Source organism: Christiangramia qingdaonensis (assembly GCF_048381525.1).
GTDB lineage: Bacteria > Bacteroidota > Bacteroidia > Flavobacteriales > Flavobacteriaceae > Christiangramia.
The window spans coordinates 640,551-657,286 of record NZ_JBLWIM010000012.1 but is presented as its reverse complement, the minus strand read 5'-3'; the positions used below and the strand labels follow the sequence as shown (position 1 = coordinate 657,286).

The window sequence follows — 16,736 nt, the reverse complement described above, 5'->3', positions numbered from 1 at the left end:
CAGCATAATCCTCTACCAGAACATCTGCGCGATATCTCTTTTTAGAATCTTTATTGTCAATAAGAGGATCATTAAAGGCATCGACATGGCCAGAAGCCTTCCAGGTGGTGGGATGCATTAAGATTGAAGCATCTATCCCAACAATATTCTGATGTAACTGCGTCATACTTCTCCACCAGTATTCCTTAATGTTTTTCTTCAGCTCAGCTCCATTCTGGCCATAGTCATATACAGCACTCAGGCCATCATAGATCTCACTGGATTGAAATATATACCCATACTCCTTGGCATGGGAAATCACGTTCTTAAAAAGGTCTTCTTGTTTTGCCATGGAACAAAAATAAAAAAACCGCCCTGAATAAGCTTCAAGGCGGTCTGTATTTTATATTTTAATAATCTATCTCAGGCTAAAACTTCCGTTTGCAAGAAGAACAGCGTCATTATAAACATAGACCTTATAAGTTCCTTCCAGTAGTTTATCCTCATCTGTATTAGAAAGAATACAAACATCCAGTTCATCTTTTTCATAGAATACTTTTGAAGAAGCACTATAAACCATGGCTCCACCTTCATGTTGCACTACGATCTGGTCACCTACCAGTTCATTTTCAGGATTATATACCTGAACGTACATGGTTTTCTCACCTGTATCTGCAAGATCATTGGCCGTTAAAGTAAAACAGGTTCTAATCTGGTCAATACGTCCTGTTCTATCATTTTCAACTAGTTTCCCGCTATTTCTAACGATCACACCTTCTCCTTTCAAACCGGTGATTTTAAGTCGTGATGCCTTGTCAACCTTAGTAGAAAGACTTTGATTCGTATTCCGTAAAGAATCTGAAAATCTTGTTCTTTCCTGCAAAGCAACGCTTGTACTATCCAGAGAAGTACTCAATTGTTGATTCTGTGCACTTAAACTATCTACCACGCGGAATAGTCTGTCTTTCTCAGCTTTTAAATTACCGATCTCTCTTCTATATCTCGAGATCATAACCAGATTCGCTTCATTATCTTTTACTGAATCTAATAATCTAGTAATTCGATCACGCGCATTTACGAGGTCCTGATCCATCACCTCATTCTCATCGATCGCCTCATCGTATTTAATGATAAGTTCGTTCAATTCATCTTCTATAACTGTTTTTTCCTTCTGAAGGATCTCTTTATTCTCCTTTTCTTCGTTATAGAATTTAATGGTGTAAATACTCAGGGCAATAAGCGCCACGGCAAGTACACCCGTAAGAACTTTTAATGCAGTATTGCTTTTATTTTCTGTCATTATGAATCAATTTAGTTTGTAAATTTATACGTTTAACCAAGTCTGGTACAAGCCATTAACAAATGTTTCACGATTTCATTAATCTTCTTTATCCGGCTTCCTGTCACATTTGCCAGACAGAACTTGTGAAAAATGAGCATATACTTTGTACCAGTTGCCTGCATGATCTTCCGGTTACCAGATATCATTTAGATAACGACAATCCGGTCAAAAAAATTTTCCAGGGCAGGGTAAAGATAGACAAAGCAACCGCATTATTACATTTCAGAAAAAAATCTGGGGTACAACAGCTTATCCATGATCTGAAATATCGCGGACACCAGGAAATTGGAAAATATCTTGGTACATGGCTGGGAGAAGAGCTATCGGCTATAGATGATTACAGGAAAATTGACCTTGTTCTTCCTGTTCCTTTGCATAAATCCAGATTAAAAGAACGCGGTTACAACCAGGTAGAAGCTTTTGGAATCGAGATCGCTAACAAGCTGGATGCTCAGTATAGATCTGATGTTCTTTTGAAAGTAAACGCCATGCAAACACAAACCAAAAAAGGCAGGATCTCCCGTTGGGGCAAGATTGAGCAAACGCTCCAAATTCAGAAGCCCGATGAATTGAAGGGAAAGAATGTGTTGCTGGTTGATGATCTGGTTACAACCGGAGCGACTCTGGAAGCCTGTGCTCATAAATTATTTGAAATAGAAAATATCAGCATATCTATCGCTACCATGGCAATTACACACTAAGCATTACGTTGTAATTCAAAATAATTGTTTCTTTGCTAAAAGAATTCCCTTTCATTCATGAAGAAAAGAGTACCCGGTTTTATTCTCGTTTTGATACTTCTGTTCACCACAGTACAGTGTGCAAAGAAAGGAATGCCCGAGGGCGGACCAGTAGATGAAGATCCGCCAAAATTCTTGAGAGCAAACCCCGAAAACTTTACTACTAATTTCGACAAGGAGGAAATCCGAATTTACTTCGATGAATATATTAAGCTGGACAAACCTTCTCAGCAGATCATTATTTCTCCCCCCATGGTCCCGAAACCGAACATAATGCCTTTGGGAACAGCGAGAAAAGATATTAAAATAGAGATCACTGATACCCTGGAAGAGAATACTACCTATGCCATTAACTTCGGAAAATCTATCGTAGACAACAATGAGGGGAATCCCTATGATTATTTCAAATACGTATTTTCCACAGGAGATTATATAGATTCACTGGCAGTTTCTGGAATTGTTAGAGATGCCAAGCTGAAAGAACCTTCAGAAGTAATTTCTGTGATGCTTTATGAAGCCGATACTTCTTACACAGATTCTATAGTTTTCAAGGAAACTCCAAGGTATATCACTTACTCCCAGGATAGCACTTTTAATTTCAGTCTTGAAAATCTTAAGGCAGGTACCTACAGAATGGTTGCACTTATGGATAGCAACGATAATTACCTGTATAATCCTAAAAAGGAAAAAATTGGTTTCGTAGAAGGTGATATTACGATTCCTACTGAAGAAACCTTTGAGCTTACAGTTTTCAAGGAACAGCTCGAATTCGAACCTAAAAGGCCCAATCATTTTAAAGGGAACCAGATCATTTTTGGTTATGAAGGATATGCAGATCCCGATAGTATTAAAATCGATTTGCTTTCCGTCAGGCCTGAAGGTTTCCGCTCGAGAATAATAAAGGACCCTGTAAAAGACACCTTATATTACTGGTATAATAGCAGTCCGGAACTGGATACTCTCATGTTTGCGGTGAATTCACCAAAGACGCAGGATACTTTAATTGCGAGAATGGGCAATCTGGAACGTGATTCACTGATGGTTTCAACTGAAAATGGCGATTTGATCAAAGATTTTAAGTTAAAAGCCAATACACCAATCGTTAGTTATGCTGCAGACCAGATCAGGATCATGGACATGGATTCTGCTGATGTTCCTTTCGAAGCTGAATTTGATCCATTGCTGAATGAAGTGAGACTGAAATTTGAGAAAAAGCCAGCAAACAATTATAATATTACTGCATTTCCAGGTGCAATTACAGACCTTTTTGAAGAAACCAATGACACGATCTATAAGAATATGACCACTAAAGATCTTTCAGCATTTGGTACTATCATCATAGATCTTCAGAATATTCAACAATTTCCAGTGATCGTACAGTTAACGAATATTAAAGGTGAAATTCTCGCGGAGCAGTATTCAGAAGACCGATCAAATTTTACTTTCAATTATCTCAATCCCGGCGATATCCTGGTGCGTGTTATTTTTGACAGCAATGCTAACCAAAAGTGGGACACCGGAAATTTCCTGAAAAAGATTCAGCCAGAAAGGATTCAGTATCTTAGAGACACTTTGGAAGTTCGCGCTAACTGGGATCAACCGTATACATTTAGTCTAGACTAAAAGAATCACGATCCTGTAAGAATTTCAATTTCTCACGGGTTTCCAGCATTTCTTTTTTAGATAGTTCGAATTCCTCCACGAATTCTTCAGATCTATTCAGGCCGGTGATCGCATTACCTAAAACATCGTAAGCAGCAGAATGCCCGTTGTAAACATAGCCATCTCCATCCTCGCCGGTTCTATTCAATCCAATGCAGTAGCTCATATTTTCGATAGCACGCGCTTTCAGTAATGCATCCCAGGCATTTACACGCTTTTCTGGCCAGTTAGCTACATAGATTAATATATCATAATCTTCAGTATTTCTAGCCCATACCGGGAATCGAAGGTCATAGCATACCAGCGGACAGATCTTCCATCCCTTGTAGTCTACGATCAACCTGTCTTTTCCGGCAGTATACGTAAGATGTTCCTTTGCCAGAGTGAAGGTGTGTCGTTTATCATAAATTTTATAATCCCCATCAGGAAGTACAAAAAAGAGTCGGTTATAATATTCGCCATGATCTTTAATGATCACACTTCCGGTAATTGCTGAGTTTTTATATTTAGCCGTTTGGATCATCCATCTAAGCGTCTTTCCATCTGTTTCTTCAGCAAGATTTTCAGCATTCATACTGAAACCTGTCGTGAACATTTCCGGCAATACAATAAGTTCTGTCTTATCGCTGATCGCTTCTATCTTTTCGGAAAACATCTGCAGATTCGCATCAGAATTTTCCCATTCCAGCTTAGCCTGAATTATGGCTACTTGTAATTTATCATCCATACCCAAAAATATAAAATTCGTGTAAAGCTGTGCCAAAGCAGTGTTAAATCATTGTGCAACACCTGCTTTATAAATAGTTTTATTCCACATTAAAATCAAAATCATGAGTGTAGCAAATTTCTTTCAGAAGGATTCATATGTTTCTAATACAAGTCGTAGCGTAATTTCAGGTTTTATTGGTGGTCTTGCCGGGACTGCAGTTAAAACCCTTATCGAGCAGGTTCTTCCGGTTAGAGAAATTGACCAGAAGTCCTCCCAAATGAAAATAGTAGATGACCTTTCGACTAAGATCACAGGTAGCCCGGTAAGCACTCACAATGAAGCACTGGCAGAACAATTGGTGAACATTCCAATGGGTGGTTCTCTTGGAGCCGCTTATGGATATGGTAAAAAGAACCGTTTTGGTCTTAAACCTATGGATGGGATCATTTTTGGTGCTACGACCTGGGCTTCTACCCACGAGACTTCTTTACCAATATTAGGTCTTGAGCCTAAACCTACAGACGTGCCAGTAAGAATGCAGATCAATGAGCTTTTTGCCCATGTTGCATTTGGTGTAACTACAGAGCTAGTAAGACATTATATCGATAAGCAAATGAGAGAGAGCAACTAAGCCTCTAATTGCTTCAACATTCTTTTAATTCTGTCTTCCAGCTTTTCTGAAGATAATTTTTCTCGCATTCTATCTGTTATAATGGGAAAAGAGAAAGGTGTTGGTTTCGCACATTTTTTCCAGACAAATGTTTGTTTTGAAATTCTATCAAGGGAGATTCTCAATCTCCCTTCTTCCAATTGATGTTCAAAAGTCTCCCGGAATGCTTGCTGATACAGCAAATTATCCTCTTCATAATCTCTGAAAACACTGAATAATAGTTGAGAATTCGACTGAAGGTGTTTGCTTTTGATCAGCTTATTAGGATAGCCGGTAAATACCAATCCAGCAATTACTGCTATATCGCGGAATTTTCTACGGGCCATTTCCGTAGCATTCAGACTTTTATAGAGATCATCCATTAAAAAATCTGCAGAAAATAGATTGTTATCCAATACTCGCTGCATATCGATCTCCTGGTCTGAAAGTAATTCGAATCCGTAATCATTAAATGCGATCGAAAAGCTTATAGGAACTAGCAAACTGATACGGTAAGCAAGTAAACTACCCAGAGCTTCATGCACAAATCTCCCGTCAAAAGGATAGAAAACGGCATGATAACCTTCCCGGGTTTTAAAAGTTTCTATTAAAAACTCATCTGCCTTTGGAATGATTGAATCTCTTTGCTGTCTCTTGAAAATAGGCTTTAATGCTTCAAATTCAGGACTGGTCTTCTCATCCTGCTCTAATGCTGAAGCTTCATACATTTCATCACGTAATAATTCACTCATTTGAGCTGAGAAAGTCATTCTTCCACCGGACCAACTGGGGACTTTAGCCGTTTTCTTTTTTGATTTCCTAACCAGCACCTGCATGTTCTTAATTCGAACGAGTTCCAGGTTTCTACCGGCAAACGTGAAAACATCACCGGGTTTTAATTTGGATATAAAGAACTCTTCCATAGTTCCTATGTAGCCACCCTTTATATATTTTACACTCAGTACGGCGTCGCTTACGATCGTTCCAATTTGAAGTCGGTGACGCATGGCAACTCCCCGGTTATTGATCTTAAACTTTCCATCTTCCTCGATCTCGACTTTTTTGTATTCATCGTAAGACTGAAGACTCTGGCTCCCTTTGGTAATAAAATTCAGGATCCATCGCCATTGATCTTCGGTGATACCCTGGAAGCAAAATGTACTGGCGATTTCTGGAAAGATCTCTTTTGGGAAGAAACCGTTGGAGACTGCCAGCGTATTTAAATATTGAACCAGAACGTCAAAACTCATCAGGTAAGGCACTCGATCCTCTACCGCCTTTTTTACTACGGCCTTTTGTAAAGCTGAAGCCTCGATCAACTCTATAGCATGTGTTGGTAGAAAGTAGATCAAACTTACCTTCCCAGGCTGGTGACCACTTCTACCCGCCCTTTGTAAAAATCTCGCTACACCTTTGGGCCCGCCAATTTGCACGATCGTTTCTACTGGTGCGAAATCTACTCCAAGGTCAAGACTCGAAGTACAGACCACAGCTTTCAAACTTTCATTTCTTATCGCCTGCTCGACCCAGAGCCTGGTCTCTTTATTGATACTCCCATGATGCATGGCCACTTCACCGGCAAACTCTGGGTATTTACTTAGTAATTTCTGAAACCAAAGTTCACATTGTGACCTGGTATTTGTGAAAAGCAGCGTGGTTCTGGATTCCTTGATAATAGGCACGACCTCATCCAGCAAATGCAGACCTAGATGTCCACGCCAGGGGAATTTCTCCATTTTCTTCGGAATAATAGATCGAACATCGATCTTCTTTTTCAGGAATGCTCTTACCAAAACCGAATTTTCATAGGCTTTGGATTCTGGTCCTAGCAACACTTCCCTTGCCTGATCAAGATTCCCAATAGTGGCAGAAATACCCCAGATCCTTAGATCTTTGGAGATAGTTTTCAATCGGGAAAGGCCTAATTCTACCTGTACACCTCTTTTGGTCCCCAGCAGTTCATGCCACTCATCGATCACGATCGCCTGCAGATCCTTGAATGTTTTATCGTAGTTCTTAGAAGCCAATAGTAATTGCAGACTTTCAGGAGTCGTAATGAGTAGATCTGGCATGGAGCGTTTCTGCGCGGCCCGGTCCTTCTGGGAAGTATCTCCGGTCCTGATACCCACGGTAAATTGAGTTCCCATTTCTTCCGCAAAGCGTGAAGCGGCTTGCTCGATCTCAACACTTAGTGCTCTAAGCGGAGTGATCCATATCGCCTTCAGACCTTTCTTATGTTTTGTTTTATAATCCGGATTTTTACGAATATAGTCCAGTACTATTGGCACCCACAGTGCGTAAGTTTTCCCACTGCCCGTAGGCGCATTCAATAATCCGTTTTTCTTCTGAAGATAGGCTGTCCAGGTATCCTTTTGAAATTTAAAGGGTTTCCAGTCCTGTCCCGCAAACCAGTCATCTGCCAATCCTATGAGTTCTGCGCGCTTCATTATGGTATAAGCGCTTTTAGATCATCCAGCGTATTGGCGTCTTCGATCTTTTTGTCTAATCTCCAGCGAAGTATCCTGGGGAACCTTGTTGCAACACCACTTTTATGCCTTTTAGACTCTGCAATTCCTTCGAAAGCAATTTCGAATACGTAATGCGGAGTTACACTTCTAACCGGGCCAAAGCGGTCTAGCGTATTTCGTTTGATCCAGGCATCCAGCTTTCGGAATTCCTTATCGGTAAGACCGGAATAAGCCTTTGCGAAAGTGACCAGTTCTTTTTTTTCTTCATCCCAAAGCCCGAATGTGTAATCTGTAAATAAATTACTTCTCCTTCCATGACCTCGCATGGCGTAGGTAAGAACAGCATCTATCGTAAGCGGATCAACTTTCCATTTCCACCAGTCGCCTTTTTTCCTTCCTACGAGATACGGGGAATCTAGTCTTTTCAGCATTAATCCTTCCGACTTTACTTCTCTCGAATTTTCGCGCTCTACAGCGGCTTCTTCCCAGGTTTTAAATCGTATACTTTCTGAAAGATGTAAGGGCAGCTCTTCGCTTTGAACTTCGTGATATAGCTTTTCCAGGATCTCACGTCTCTCTCCAAATGCTGTATTCCGAATGTCATCCCCTTCCCATTCCAGAATATCATAAGCTTTTAGAATCACCGGTGTTTTTTCCAGAAGCTTCTTACTAACATTCTTACGTCCAATCCGCGTTTGCAGGTTATTAAAAGTTCCAATTTCACCATCTGGAAATGGCAGAATTTCTCCATCGATAACTGTCCCATTGGGTACAACGCCAACCAAAGCTTCAAATTCGGGGTATTTATCGGTTACCAGTTCTTCTCCTCGTGACCAAACAAATAACTGGTCATTTCTAATAATTACCTGCGAACGTATACCATCCCATTTATGCTCTGCGCTCCATTCTGAAACATCTCCAAGTGCATCAGGTTCATCTTCAATGGCGTAAGCCAGATAAAATGGATAGGGTTTTGAGAGAAAATCCTCTTCATTTTCCTCGAGAATAAGCTTGTTATAGGTAATCTTTGAAGGTTCCCAGTTACCCATTAATTTATAAGCGAGGATATCTTCATCGATTTCGGTAGCTTTCGCCAGGGCACGAGTCATCAATTTCTGACTTACTCCAATTCTAAAACTTCCGGTTATAAGCTTGGTGAATACGAATCGTTCGTAATAATTCAGATTTAACCAGTTGTCAAAAAGATATTCCTTTTTTACTTCTTCTGGCTTTTTCTTCAATTCAAGGATCTCCTGTAAAAATTGATTCAGACTCTTTTCCGTAGAACTATCGCTCTTCGGAATAACAAGTGCAATGGTTTCAGCCAGATCCCCAACAATATGATAGGACTCTTCAAATAGCCAGAGCGGGATATTCGCTAATTCTGAAGCCCATTCCCGCATGAGTGTGGTATTTACCGGTCGGGGCGGTCTTCGATGACTCAGGATCGCAATGGTCCAGACCTTGTCTTTGTCTGCAGCATTTTTAAAATACTCGGTAAGAGCTTCTACCTTCAGGGTAGTTTTATTGGTACTATCCAGGGTTTTGATCAAATCTGCAAATGCTCTCATTCCGAATCCTTTTCTTTATCGCTTTCCAGTTGCCCGGTCTCACTTTCGTATTGAGTTTCTTCAGTTCGTGCATCATAACCCTGTTCGCGAAGATATTTCGAAAATATATCGGTATATCCATGAGTACAGATCACTTTTTCGCAACCAGTTTCTTTTATCGACGATAGCAAACCCTGCCAGTCACAATGATCGCTGAGCACAAAGCCTTTATCTATCGCTCTTCTTCTTCTGGCACCACGAAAAGTCATCCATCCACTGGCTGAAGCAGTTACATATGGCACCATTTTCCTGATCCAGGTACTTCCATGAGCACTTCCCGGGGCAAGTACAATATTACCTTTTAGTTCTTCTTTCGTAGTTTCTCTTGTCACTCTTGTAGTTTCATGAAAATCCATTTGAGAACGTAAAACTTCAGTCATATTCTCGATCGCTCCATGAGTATAAATCTTTCCAATCGATGGATCTAAATGCTTCAGTAATCGCTGGGCTTTTCCGAGGGAATAACCGAAGAGTACAGAAGTTCTTCCATCTGACTGGTTTTGAGCCCACCAGTTATTTATTTCAGCAAAAACCTGCTTCTGTGGGGTCCATTTAAAAGCGGGCAATCCAAAGGTGCATTCAGTAATAAAAGTATGGCATTTTACAGGCTCATAAGGCACCGCAACGCCATCATCCTCTGTCTTATAATCCCCGGTAAAAACCCAGACTTCACCTTTATATTCCACCCTGATCTGGGAAGAACCAATAATATGACCCGCCGGATGCAAGGAAAAATTTACTCCGTTGATCGTAAAGCTTTCATTCCATTTCTTGCCGGTGACATTTATTTCTCCCAGCCGGTGACTAATGATAGGCACATTGCTATGATGCGTGATATATTTTTTGTGACCATACCTGCTGTGATCTGCATGACCATGAGAAATGATTGCCTTATCAACAGGTTTCCACGGGTCCAGATATACATCTGCAGCAGCACAGTAAATTCCTTTGTCATTAAAAGCCAGTAGCGGTGTTTCCATAAATTCTGAAGAAAATTGAATTTAAATAATACTGAATTCAAACGGAAAGGATTAAGAAAAGATTAGCGAACGACTAGCAAGAATAATGCTGGCTTTGCGTAATTAAAGTGCGGGATATCTTTATATTTGTAAGACTAAATTATATTACAAATGTCCTTTTCAGATTTATTTGGCTCAGGAGAGCATCTAAGAAACTTAAGTCATTTTGCATCGATCGTAAACCTTGCAGCCATTGACGGCGAGATTAACGATAGAGAAGAGAAATTGCTTCAAAGATTTGCCCGTAAACTGGATATTAACGAAGAAGAATATGCGAAGGTTATAGAAAACCCTAAAGCATTTCCTCTTACAGGATCCAATAGTGTGGAAAGAAGACTAGAGCGCCTGCACGATCTTTTCAAGATCATCTTTGCAGATAATGAGATCGACGAAGAGGAAACTGAACTTATCAAGCGCTACGCGATTGGCCTTGGTTTTTCCAGCCAGGCTTCTGAAGGAATTATCGAGCGTTCTATCCAGATCTTTAGCGGACAGTTAAATTTCGATGATTATCGTTATTTGCTAGAAAAAGATAATGACTGAGACTGATCTTTAGTTTCTGCTTTTCGCATAAATTCTTCAGCTTTTTCCACCATTTTCCTGCTTCCGCAGAAGAAGGGAACACGTTCGTGAAGCTCAGTAGGTTTTATATCCATAATTCTCTGGAAACCATCACTGGCTTTACCTCCCGCCTGTTCTGTTAAATATGCGAATGGATTGCACTCATAAAGTAGTCTCAATTTACCATTATTGGCTTTAGAACTCTTCGGATACATGAAAATTCCACCTTTGATCATATTCCGGTGAATGTCTGATACCATCGAACCAATATACCTGGAAGTATAAGGACGATCTCCCTGTTCTTCCTGGCAGTATTTGATATAATCCTTTACTCCCTGCGGGAAATGTATGTAATTCCCTTCATTAATTGAATAGATCCTTCCATCTTCAGGAAATTTCATATCTGGATGCGAAAGATACCAGGATCCTAAAGCAGGATTTAATGTAAATCCATTCACACCATGCCCTGTGGTATATACCAGCATCGTTGAAGTTCCGTAAATAATATACCCTGCCGCAACCTGCATATTTCCGGGTTGAAGAAAATCTTCTTTCTGAACAGGAGTTCCAATAGGTGTTACTCTTTGATAGATCGAGAAAATAGTTCCTACAGACACGTTTACGTCTATATTCGAACTACCATCCAAAGGATCCATCAATACGACATATTTGTTTTTATGATCGCGTTTATGCCCTTCGATCCGGATAAAATCATCATTTTCTTCGGAAGCGATCCCACAAACGATCTCGCGATTCGTTAGGGTCTGGATGAACTTATTATTCGCATAAACATCCAGTTTTTGCTGGTCTTCACCCTGAATATTAGTCTCACCATATGCGCCTATGATATCCACCAGTCCGGCTTTGTTCACCTCGTGATTTACTACTTTGGCAGCTAGCCGAATAGAATTTATAAGTCTGGATAATTCTCCGGAAGATCCCGGGAAATCTGACTGGTTTTCGATAATAAATTCTCCGAGAGTTTGATTTGGCTTAGACATGAAATTGGGTTTCTGGCCGCTAAAGTATTAAATTTTGATCTTACTATAACGATTTCGCTGGCAATACTACTATTGTTTAAATTTGTAGAAAAGTATTTATATGGAAATTAACATTAGAAAGGCGGAAGCCCGGGACATGCAGGATGTTCTTGATCTTATTAAGGAACTCGCAATCTTCGAAAAGGAGCCAGACGCAGTTATTATTTCTGAAGAAGATCTATTAAGAGATGGTTTTGGTGAGCATCCCCTTTTTACCTGTTTTGTTGCTGAAGTTGAAGGGAAGATCCACGGAATGGCGCTTATATATTTCAGGTATTCCACATGGAAAGGAAAAACTGTTCATCTTGAGGATCTGGTGGTTCGGGAAAGCTACAGAGGCAAAGGACTGGGATCTGCTCTCTACAGCCGGGTGATCAAATTTGCTTCCGAAGAAAAGGTAAAAAGAACAGAATGGGTGGTACTAAACTGGAATAAAAATGCTGCCGATTTCTATCGTAGAAGTGGCGCTAATGTCATGCAGGACTGGGATACGGTACAAATGGATGCAGATGGCATGCACGCCTATCTGCAAAATAAAAATATGCTTTAATATGGCTTTAATAGACTTATCATCTACAATCCCTACTTTTGTTAAAATTTGACTTATGGAATATACAATTAGAGAGGCCAGACGTGAAGATATGCAGGATGTTCTGGAACTTATAAAAGAACTTGCCGCACATGAAAACCATCTTGATGATGTAGAGGTAGATGTTGCCGCATTGGAAAAAGAAGGTTTTGAACATGAAAATTTTAAATGTTTTGTAGCCGATGTTTCCGGAAAGATTGAAGGAATGGCGCTGGTATACTTCAGGTTTTCTACCTGGAAAGGAAGAACCGTACACCTTGAAGATCTTATCGTTCGTGAGAGTATGCGTGGAACAGGTCTTGGCGGAGCTTTATACCAGCAAGTTGTAAAATATGGTCATGAACATGGCGTTAAACGTATAGAATGGGTCGTTTCAGAAGGAAATAGAAATGCGATCGAATTTTATGAAAACACGGGTGCACAGATAAAGGAGAGCTGGAAGACCGTACATATGGAAGAAAGTGGCATCCATAAAAATGTGAAAAAGTAGTGATCAAAGTATTTAAGTTTGGTGGTGCTTCCGTAAAAGATGCTGAGGGCGTACGTAACCTTTTAAAGGTTCTTGAAGTTACAGGAACTGCAGAAAAACTGATCGTAATTTCAGCGATGGGTAAAACAACGAATGCTCTAGAGTTTGTAGTTCAGGAATACCTGCAAAATTCCAGAGTTTCAAATACGCTGGAGGAGGTGAAAACCTATCATCTGGAGATTATGCATGAGCTTTTTCCAGATACAAGAGCACAGGTTTTTACTAAAATTCAAAGGCTCTTCATCGAACTCGAAAACTTTTTAGAACATAACAAATCTATACAATACGATTTCGTTTACGACCAGGTGGTGAGCTTTGGTGAATTGCTTTCTACCACTATCGTTAGCGAATACCTTAATAGTCAGAATATTAACTCAAAATGGCTGGATGCACGACAATTTATTAAAACCGATAGTACCAATCGGGAAGCTCAAGTAAACTGGAGTAAAACTCAGGACCTCGTACTCAGCCACATCGACACTTCAAAACTTAATATCACTCAGGGTTTTATTGCTTCAGATGCGAACAATTTCACGACGACTTTGGGCCGGGAAGGTTCAGATTATTCAGCAGCGATCCTGGCCTATTGCCTTAATGCGGAAAATGTTACGATCTGGAAAGATGTGCCTGGAGTTCTGAATGCAGATCCGCGGCACTTCACTGAAACTCATTTGCTCAACCAGATCTCCTACGAGGAGGCTATAGAACTTGCGTTTTACGGTGCTTCGGTAATACATCCAAAAACACTACAGCCATTACAGAGAAAGGAAATTCCGCTGTATGTACGCTCTTTTATAAATCCTGCGGAAGAAGGCACTGCCGTGAGTAAGGGCCGGACTATTTTTCCTGAAGTGCCCTGCTTCATCGTGAAAAAGAATCAGGTATTGATCTCGTTGTCATCACTGGATTTCAGCTTTATGGTGGAAGAGAATATTTCAGAAATATTTAAACTCTTCCATAAGTACCAGATGAAGGTGGATCTTATTCAGAATTCGGCTATTAGTTTTAAAGTTTGTGTAGATAATAAATTCAACCAGCTTGAAAAACTGATCCAGCATCTTAAGGCGCGATTTAAAGTTGATTACAAAACCGGTGTTTCTCTTTATACCATCAGGCATTTCAATGCGGAAGCGATCGCTAGCCTGGAAAAGGATAAAACCGTACTTTTAAAACAATTGACCCAAAACACCGTTCAACTGGTAGCTGAAGATTGATTCTAGGTCAAAAACTAACCAAACCAGTCAATTATGGGAATTGTAAGTGCAAGAGAAGTAGCCCAAGTGATGAATCTACGCAAATTTGGTTTTCTTGGCGACAGCATAGGTTGGTTGATCCTCAAAACCACGAAACTTTCCCGCATTAATCGAGAATACGATAAACGCAGAAACCTTAATGGGATTGATTTTATAGATTCCATTCTAAATGAATTTGAAATCGATTTTGATATTCCGGAAAAAGACCTGAAAAGAATTCCAAAGGATGGCGCTTTTATTACCGTTTCCAATCATCCTCTTGGAGGAATTGATGGAATGATCCTGATGAAGCTGGTTCTGGAAAAAAGACCCGATTACAAGGTCATTGCAAACTTTCTTTTGCACCGTCTTGATCCGCTCAAACCTTATATCCTGCCGGTAAATCCTTTTGAGGATCATAAGGATGCCAAGTCCAGCCTGGGAGGAATGAAAAGATCGATCGCACATCTTAAAGCCGGGAATGCCCTCGGAATTTTTCCTGCCGGGGAAGTTTCAACAAGCAGGGACAAGCATTTGATCGTAGATAAACCCTGGGAACCTTCAGCCATGAAACTTATTCAGAAATCGAAAGTTCCAGTGCTTCCTATCTATTTCCATGCTAAGAACAGCGTGTTTTTCTATCGCCTGGCTAGTATGAGCGATGTGCTGCGTACTGCAAAATTGCCCAGTGAAATGCTTTCCCAGAAACGTAGAAAAATAAAGGTTAGAATAGGTCATCCAATTCCAGTTGAAGATCAGAAAGAACATACGAATCTGGAAGCGTATACCGCATTTTTACGACGTAAAACATATATGCTTGCCAATGTGTTTGAGAAGAAAAATTTACTGTCCAAACTTCCCAGAACACTAAAAATCCCCAGATCTCCAAAAGACGTTGCTGAAGAAACCAATTCAGAATTAATGAGTCTTGAAGTGGAGAATTGCAGAAGAATGGATAAAAGGCTACTGCAAAGTAAAAATTACGAGGTGTTTCTAGCCAAACGTGAAGTGATCCCAAACATACTGAATGAAATTGGCAGATTAAGAGAGATCACATTTCGAGAAGTGGGAGAAGGCACTAATAAAAGTGTGGACCTTGACAAATTCGATGATCATTATCATCATTTGTTCCTTTGGGATCGAGAAGCCGAAAAGATAGCCGGTGCTTACAGAATGGGAATGGGAAATGAGATTTTTGCAGCTCATGGAATCGATGGTTTCTACCTGCAGGACCTGTTTGGTTTTGAACCAGAACTTTACAAAATGATGAGCGAGAGCATCGAAATGGGTCGGGCGTTTATCATTAAAGAATACCAGCTAAAGCCCATGCCTTTGTTCTTACTCTGGAAAGGAATTGTGCATTGTACCTTAAGGTTTCCTGAACATAAATACCTGATTGGAGGGGTCACCATTAGCGACAAATTCAGTAATTTTTCAAAATCTCTCATGATCGAGTTTATGAAGTCCAATTATTACGATCCATATGTTGCCCAGTATGTTCACCCCAAGAAAGAATTTAAAGTAAAACTTGTCGATGCCGATAAAGATCTTGTTTTCGATGAAAGTGAAGCTGATCTTAACAAATTTGACCGCATCATTGATGAGCTGGAACCAGAAAACCTCAGACTTCCGGTGCTTATAAAAAAATATATCAAGCAAAACGCTAAGGTGGTTGCTTTTAACGTAGACCCTTTGTTTAATGATGCGGTAGACGGACTTATGTATATAAGGATCGCTGATCTACCGGAGAGCACGGTCAAACCGGTGATGGAAGAGTTTCAGAAAGAACTTGAAGAGCGGGCGGCGGCAACTACAAAAGATAAATAAGCTGCTGTTAAGATACTGTTATTCTGATGTTTTTACTGGACATTGGAAAGCCTGATTCTTAACTTGCAAATCTAAACGCTAACAACATGGAAAATATATTAATAGCCGGTGCAACCGGTGCTACAGGAAAAAGAGTAATCGAAATCCTGAACAACTCTGAAAGTTTTAATCCGCTGGCACTTATTCGAAAAGAAGAGCAAAGACAGCAGTTTGAAGATATGGACGTAGAAGCTGTGATGGGAGATCTTGAAGGAGATGTAAGTCACACCATGAAAGGAATTGATAAAGTGATCTTCGCCGCAGGATCTGGTGGAGGAACCAGTGAGGAAAAAACCATTGCCGTAGACCAGGAAGGTGCTAAAAAACTTATTGATGCAGCGAAAAATTCCAACGTTCAAAAATTTGTAATGTTGAGCGCAATGGCAGCAGATGAACCATCAAAAAATGAAGATCTTAAGCATTATCTAGAAGCGAAAAAAGAAGCTGACGACTATCTTCGTGCAAGTGGATTGAATTATACGATCGTTAGACCAGGTGCGTTGACCGATGATCTTGGCCTTGCTAAAGTTGAAGTTGCAGAAGGTTCACTTGGAAAAAGAGGAGAGATTTCCAGAGATGATGTAGCATTTTTACTGGTGATGTCACTGGCAGATCCATTAGTAAAGAATATGACTTTTGAGGCAATTGAAGGTACGCAATCTATAAAAGAAGCTTTATTAGATCTTACCACTAAAGCTTAAATAATATATTAAATCAGGAAAAAAGCCATGCGATGCATGG

Annotated in this window: 15 protein-coding genes and 1 pseudogene; 9 read left to right on the top strand and 7 right to left on the bottom strand. The window is 40.1% G+C overall.

What is annotated here, in order from left to right:
- A pseudogene (locus ACNI3T_RS07940) lies at window positions 1–331 on the bottom strand (glycine--tRNA ligase); the annotation flags it as partial.
- A gap of 66 nt (window positions 332–397) precedes the next feature.
- On the bottom strand, window positions 398–1,279 hold the full coding sequence (locus ACNI3T_RS07935; protein WP_418227355.1) for a hypothetical protein: 882 nt from the start codon (window positions 1,277–1,279) through the stop codon (window positions 398–400).
- A 62-nt stretch (window positions 1,280–1,341) separates the two neighbouring features.
- Here ACNI3T_RS07935 and ACNI3T_RS07930 point away from each other — a divergent pair, with 62 nt between their 5' ends.
- Window positions 1,342–2,022 (top strand): ComF family protein, encoded by a 681-nt coding sequence (locus tag ACNI3T_RS07930; protein WP_418227354.1) that lies wholly within the window; start codon window positions 1,342–1,344, stop codon window positions 2,020–2,022.
- Between the two features lie 57 nt (window positions 2,023–2,079).
- Complete coding sequence (locus ACNI3T_RS07925) at window positions 2,080–3,684, top strand: Ig-like domain-containing domain (RefSeq protein WP_418227353.1); 1,605 nt, start codon at window positions 2,080–2,082, stop codon at window positions 3,682–3,684.
- On the opposite strand, the gene ACNI3T_RS07920 is transcribed toward ACNI3T_RS07925, so the two are convergent.
- On the bottom strand, window positions 3,671–4,450 hold the full coding sequence (locus ACNI3T_RS07920; protein ID WP_418227352.1) for an amidohydrolase: 780 nt from the start codon (window positions 4,448–4,450) through the stop codon (window positions 3,671–3,673). The genes ACNI3T_RS07925 and ACNI3T_RS07920 overlap by 14 nt on opposite strands.
- Window positions 4,451–4,553: 103 nt before the next feature.
- Here ACNI3T_RS07920 and ACNI3T_RS07915 point away from each other — a divergent pair, with 103 nt between their 5' ends.
- Window positions 4,554–5,063 carry a DUF1440 domain-containing protein gene (locus tag ACNI3T_RS07915; protein ID WP_141879046.1) on the top strand — a complete coding sequence of 170 codons (510 nt, stop codon included), beginning with the start codon at window positions 4,554–4,556 and terminating at the stop codon, window positions 5,061–5,063.
- Here the strand turns inward: ACNI3T_RS07915 and ACNI3T_RS07910 are convergent.
- From ACNI3T_RS07910 to ACNI3T_RS07900, 3 genes are read right to left on the bottom strand one after another with little or no spacing between them, the layout of a single operon-like run.
- Window positions 5,060–7,528 (bottom strand): ligase-associated DNA damage response DEXH box helicase, encoded by a 2,469-nt coding sequence (locus tag ACNI3T_RS07910; RefSeq protein WP_418227351.1) that lies wholly within the window; start codon window positions 7,526–7,528, stop codon window positions 5,060–5,062. The two genes, ACNI3T_RS07915 and ACNI3T_RS07910, sit on opposite strands and share 4 nt — an antisense overlap.
- On the bottom strand, window positions 7,528–9,120 hold the full coding sequence (locus ACNI3T_RS07905) for an ATP-dependent DNA ligase (protein ID WP_418227350.1): 1,593 nt from the start codon (window positions 9,118–9,120) through the stop codon (window positions 7,528–7,530). The genes ACNI3T_RS07910 and ACNI3T_RS07905 overlap by 1 nt, the downstream gene beginning before the upstream one ends.
- Window positions 9,117–10,139 (bottom strand): ligase-associated DNA damage response exonuclease, encoded by a 1,023-nt coding sequence (locus tag ACNI3T_RS07900; RefSeq protein ID WP_418227349.1) that lies wholly within the window; start codon window positions 10,137–10,139, stop codon window positions 9,117–9,119. The genes ACNI3T_RS07905 and ACNI3T_RS07900 overlap by 4 nt, the downstream gene beginning before the upstream one ends.
- A gap of 150 nt (window positions 10,140–10,289) precedes the next feature.
- On the opposite strand from ACNI3T_RS07900, the gene ACNI3T_RS07895 reads away from it, so the two are divergent.
- Entirely contained in the window at window positions 10,290–10,721 is a 432-nt protein-coding gene (locus ACNI3T_RS07895) for a TerB family tellurite resistance protein (RefSeq protein ID WP_322301384.1), read from the top strand.
- Here ACNI3T_RS07895 and fbp read toward each other — a convergent pair.
- On the bottom strand, window positions 10,694–11,740 hold the full coding sequence (gene fbp / locus ACNI3T_RS07890) for a class 1 fructose-bisphosphatase (protein WP_322301385.1): 1,047 nt from the start codon (window positions 11,738–11,740) through the stop codon (window positions 10,694–10,696). The two genes, ACNI3T_RS07895 and fbp, sit on opposite strands and share 28 nt — an antisense overlap.
- Before the next feature lie 100 nt (window positions 11,741–11,840).
- On the opposite strand from fbp, the gene ACNI3T_RS07885 reads away from it, so the two are divergent.
- The 5 genes from ACNI3T_RS07885 to ACNI3T_RS07865 all read left to right on the top strand — a co-directional run bounded on the left by ACNI3T_RS07885 (window position 11,841) and on the right by ACNI3T_RS07865 (window position 16,696).
- Window positions 11,841–12,329, top strand: coding sequence for a GNAT family N-acetyltransferase (locus tag ACNI3T_RS07885; protein ID WP_418227348.1), 489 nt, complete (start codon window positions 11,841–11,843; stop codon window positions 12,327–12,329).
- Between the two features lie 55 nt (window positions 12,330–12,384).
- Window positions 12,385–12,858, top strand: a complete 474-nt coding sequence (locus ACNI3T_RS07880; protein ID WP_418227347.1) for a GNAT family N-acetyltransferase — start codon at window positions 12,385–12,387, stop codon at window positions 12,856–12,858.
- Window positions 12,859–12,860: 2 nt separating this feature from the next.
- On the top strand, window positions 12,861–14,111 hold the full coding sequence (locus ACNI3T_RS07875; protein WP_418227871.1) for an aspartate kinase: 1,251 nt from the start codon (window positions 12,861–12,863) through the stop codon (window positions 14,109–14,111).
- Window positions 14,112–14,144: 33 nt separating this feature from the next.
- Complete coding sequence (locus tag ACNI3T_RS07870; RefSeq protein ID WP_418227346.1) at window positions 14,145–15,956, top strand: GNAT family N-acyltransferase; 1,812 nt, start codon at window positions 14,145–14,147, stop codon at window positions 15,954–15,956.
- Window positions 15,957–16,042: 86 nt separating this feature from the next.
- The gene (locus ACNI3T_RS07865; protein ID WP_322301389.1) at window positions 16,043–16,696 is read left to right on the top strand and encodes an SDR family oxidoreductase; all 654 of its coding nucleotides are present in this window, start codon (window positions 16,043–16,045) and stop codon (window positions 16,694–16,696) included.
- Window positions 16,697–16,736: the final 40 nt, after the last annotated feature.

Coding starts and splice junctions, on each gene's coding strand:
- ACNI3T_RS07865 (WP_322301389.1), top strand. CDS start 16,043: ATGGAAAATATATTAATAGCCGGTGCAACCGGTGCTACAGGAAAAAGA.
- ACNI3T_RS07905 (WP_418227350.1), bottom strand. CDS start 9,120: ATGAGAGCATTTGCAGATTTGATCAAAACCCTGGATAGTACCAATAAA.
- ACNI3T_RS07910 (WP_418227351.1), bottom strand. CDS start 7,528: ATGAAGCGCGCAGAACTCATAGGATTGGCAGATGACTGGTTTGCGGGA.
- ACNI3T_RS07870 (WP_418227346.1), top strand. CDS start 14,145: ATGGGAATTGTAAGTGCAAGAGAAGTAGCCCAAGTGATGAATCTACGC.
- fbp (WP_322301385.1), bottom strand. CDS start 11,740: ATGTCTAAGCCAAATCAAACTCTCGGAGAATTTATTATCGAAAACCAG.
- ACNI3T_RS07915 (WP_141879046.1), top strand. CDS start 4,554: ATGAGTGTAGCAAATTTCTTTCAGAAGGATTCATATGTTTCTAATACA.
- ACNI3T_RS07885 (WP_418227348.1), top strand. CDS start 11,841: ATGGAAATTAACATTAGAAAGGCGGAAGCCCGGGACATGCAGGATGTT.
- ACNI3T_RS07925 (WP_418227353.1), top strand. CDS start 2,080: ATGAAGAAAAGAGTACCCGGTTTTATTCTCGTTTTGATACTTCTGTTC.
- ACNI3T_RS07880 (WP_418227347.1), top strand. CDS start 12,385: ATGGAATATACAATTAGAGAGGCCAGACGTGAAGATATGCAGGATGTT.
- ACNI3T_RS07930 (WP_418227354.1), top strand. CDS start 1,342: ATGTTTCACGATTTCATTAATCTTCTTTATCCGGCTTCCTGTCACATT.
- ACNI3T_RS07900 (WP_418227349.1), bottom strand. CDS start 10,139: ATGGAAACACCGCTACTGGCTTTTAATGACAAAGGAATTTACTGTGCT.
- ACNI3T_RS07935 (WP_418227355.1), bottom strand. CDS start 1,279: ATGACAGAAAATAAAAGCAATACTGCATTAAAAGTTCTTACGGGTGTA.
- ACNI3T_RS07895 (WP_322301384.1), top strand. CDS start 10,290: ATGTCCTTTTCAGATTTATTTGGCTCAGGAGAGCATCTAAGAAACTTA.
- ACNI3T_RS07920 (WP_418227352.1), bottom strand. CDS start 4,450: ATGGATGATAAATTACAAGTAGCCATAATTCAGGCTAAGCTGGAATGG.